The following is a 3,033-nucleotide window of genomic DNA, read 5'->3' on the forward strand; positions in this document are numbered from 1 at the left end:
TTAAAAATATGATTGCTGAGAACTGCCTTGTTTTGAAACTTGGTTGGCTTTAATTAGTTTTTAGTATTCTTTATAGAAAATGCCTCGATCAAGGGGCATTTCTAACAATCATTTAACATAAAATTTCTTATGTGAAGTAACCTGAATGCAGCGGTGCCCCATTGGGGGCGCGTTGAGATAAGCCTCTTTTAGATAACTTTAGCAACTCGATAGACAGTTGCAACTCCACAATTCACTGCTTTGGCAATTTCTTCCTTAGTCATATTGCCAACTACTAGCAATTCTTTTATTCGTTTATGTTTAGCCTCATTTGCCTTCTTGCCTGTTGGTTTGTAACCCGAACGTGCCAGGCCCTGCTTAATACGTTCTATACGTTTCTCATTGTCTAGGCGGGCCATTGTTGCCAGAAGATCAATCAACATATTGTTGATGAGTTCCAAGATTGAATGAGTAATGCTGTCACTGGTTTGAATCATTTGGTAGGTAGTAGGAAGATCTGCTACGACTAAACGAAGTCCCTTCTCCTGGATCCTGCGCTTCAGCTCTTGAAAATCTCGTTGGGTTAGGCGTGATAAGCGGTCAATACTTTCAACTAACAATGTGTCACCTTGATTTGCTTCTGACAGTAGCTTATTCAATTCAGGTCGGTCTAACTTCGTACCACTATAGTTTTCCACGTACACAATGGTTTCACCCAAATTCAAGTTTTGGTTTAGATCCTGAAGAATCTGCAAAGCCCTTTCTGCATCTTGATCTTTAGTTGAAGCTCGTAGATAAATACGTGTATTCATTTCTATCATTTAATCTTAATTCTATTAGATTAATGATAATACTATCATTTAATTATTGCATTAAGTCTAATGATAGATATTGTATGCGATTTGGCTCGCTATCATTCAGGTATACTCTTTTGATAAAAAAAGCATGACTAAAAGCCATGCCTTGGGATTCGTATAACGCGTATTATGTTAATTTTAGAAAGTCTTTAAAATAAGAATTTATAAAAAACTCTTTCTCATCATTAATTTTTAAAGATAAGTTATTGCATAATAATTCTTTCTTACTCAAATCAATTATGATCAAAATGATGTGGGTCTAGGATTTTAGACCATGCCTATAGTCGTAAAGCACTGGCTCATCGTGTATCGATCAGTATGGAAACAGACTTTTGCATAGATGCGTTGCAAGAAGCAATTGTGAAATATGGTTGTCCTGAAGTCTTTAATACAGACCAAGGCAGTCAATTCACAAGCGAGGCATTTTTGAATGAGTTAAAATTGCGAAATATCCGTATCAGTATGGATGGAAAAGGACGATGGATGGATAATGTGATGATTGAGCGTTTATGGCGCAGCGTGAAGCATGAGGAAGTCTATTTGAAGGCTTACGATACGGTTAAACAAGCGATACAATCAATTGCTGAATATTTGGATTTTTATAACATGATACGTCCTCATTCAAGTTTGAATAAGGCAACACCGAATGAATTTTATGATCAACATTTACTAAAAGTAATGGCAGCATAATTTAAATATTTAGAGCGGGTTTATCACTTATAAAACTGAATTGAGTTGTCTAATTAACGGAACCACATTAGTATCCTATAAAATATTCTGACACCGAAGACTCTATAGTAATTACATATACTGATAGTAATAATACAGTGCATAAGGATGTAGCTGTTCCTTATTTCGGTAAATATGATAAGAAAAATTATAGTTATAATATCAAGTAGTTTAAGTATTATTAATATTTAGAGTGTACGGCATTGACGGTATAGGTTAAATTGACACTACAAGACAGCACTTTAACCAATTTCAACAGCAACATCCCCAAATATATTTAATATAAATTAAGCATGAGATATAAAAATGCACGCCTTTGATATTATCATACCCCAATATACAGGTATCGCTGAAGATGATGATAGCCACGACCATGATGTATTTTGTTATTTAGGAAATTTAGAAGGCAACGGACAAATATTACCCCGTAACCATCATTTAGCTGTTAGCCAAAATGATATTACTCGCGTGACTGTGGTGTGTCCTGAAATGGATGCCCTTGACCGTAAAAATATGAACAGCTATGCCCAAGAAATGCACAATAAAATCGAACAGTTAGCAGGTAAACCCATTCAAACCTTGTATATCGGAGAAGACCATGACTATCCTCTTCCCCGTTATGCCGTACCAACGCAATCTGAATTTTACATGTTGCGTTGGGGCTGGAGTTCGCCTTTACTAGATGGAGTAACCTTACAAGGCATTCCTCTATATAAAATCCCATATACCCAACCTGATCACCCTTGTTATGATAATGTGTGGTCATGGTATCGTCAGGCTGAAGCGTTATATCGTTTGTGGCTTGGTTCTCAACCAGTAAGTGAAGCCTTTGCCTTAGAGCAAATGCAAAATCCCAATTCTGAGCATAGCAAAATAGGTCGAGAATTGTGCCGTATCATTGAACAAAGCACAGGTGTACCCACCTATTATTTTCTAATGAATTACCGTGATTGGACACAGGCAGAAGATATGGAACAAAAATGTCCACTGACAGGGCAGGATTGGCTATTGCCTGCCAATACCTATCACTATATTGATTTTAAATGCGATGAGAGTCGTTTGGTGAGTGAGTTGAGTCAAAATTGGTCGGATGAAAGCGAGGACTGACCGAATGAAAAATTATTTGTGGTAAGCTCATAAAGCCTATCAAGCATAGAGATAAAAATAACACCCAAACTATCTGTAACCAACCGTGAATCGTCTCGATATTTTCGGAGAGTGTTTTACTGGAATCAGGTACAGGACAAGTTTATTTTCAGTATACCCTAGCGGAACCACCTAACGACGTCATACACGTACTTTAATGAAGAAAATGGGTATTCAGGCGTTATATTGCAAACCAAATTTAAGCCAGGCTAATCAAGCTCACCGTAAATATCCATATCTGCTCAAAGGATTGGCTATTCAGCGCAGTAATCAAGTGTGGTCTACGGATATAACGTATATCCCTATGGCAAAAGGCTTTGTT

Annotated in this window: 2 protein-coding genes and 2 pseudogenes; 3 read left to right on the forward strand and 1 reads right to left on the reverse strand. The window is 37.0% G+C overall.

Annotated features, from left to right (window positions below):
* Positions 1–188: 188 nt before the first annotated feature.
* Positions 189–800 (reverse strand): recombinase family protein, encoded by a 612-nt coding sequence (locus FTT77_RS17065; protein WP_015060246.1) that lies wholly within the window; start codon positions 798–800, stop codon positions 189–191.
* A gap of 315 nt (positions 801–1,115) precedes the next feature.
* Here FTT77_RS17065 and FTT77_RS17070 point away from each other — a divergent pair.
* The 3 genes and pseudogenes from FTT77_RS17070 to FTT77_RS17080 form a co-directional block, all read left to right on the forward strand.
* Positions 1,116–1,526: pseudogene (locus FTT77_RS17070) on the forward strand (transposase); the annotation flags it as partial.
* 345 nt (positions 1,527–1,871) lie between these two features.
* Entirely contained in the window at positions 1,872–2,672 is an 801-nt protein-coding gene (locus FTT77_RS17075) for a DUF2310 family Zn-ribbon-containing protein (protein WP_114237944.1), read from the forward strand.
* A gap of 175 nt (positions 2,673–2,847) precedes the next feature.
* Positions 2,848–3,033: pseudogene (locus tag FTT77_RS17080) on the forward strand (IS3 family transposase); the annotation flags it as partial.

The organism is Acinetobacter sp. YH01010 (assembly GCF_013420775.1).
Classification (GTDB): domain Bacteria; phylum Pseudomonadota; class Gammaproteobacteria; order Pseudomonadales; family Moraxellaceae; genus Acinetobacter; species Acinetobacter amyesii.